We start from the raw sequence: 264 nt of genomic DNA on the forward strand, positions 1-264 counted from the left end.
GGCTCGTCGAGGATCCATAACGTGGCACGGGTCAGCCACAGACGCGCTAAAGCGACGCGGCGTTGTTGCCCGGCCGAGAGCTGATTTACAGGAATATCTTCGAATCCGGCAAGCCCGGCCTGCGCCAGGGCTTCCAGACATTGTGCGGTATCGCCATCGCGATGATAAAAGTGCAGATTTTCTAACGCCGTCAGCCGGGTTTTGATCCCCGGCTGATGGCCTATCCATAACAGGTTTTGATGGTAGCTGTCGCGTACCTGATGC

General features: G+C 57.2%; 1 protein-coding gene. It reads right to left on the minus strand.

Features of this window, described 5'->3' with window-relative positions:
• Nucleotides 1-264, minus strand: a 264-nt coding sequence (locus IEQ44_RS16040; protein WP_193639434.1) for an ATP-binding cassette domain-containing protein, incomplete at both ends; no start/stop codon positions are given.

It is taken from the genome of Nocardioides malaquae (assembly GCF_015070385.1).
GTDB classification, from domain to species: Bacteria; Actinomycetota; Actinomycetes; order Propionibacteriales; family Nocardioidaceae; genus Nocardioides; species Nocardioides malaquae.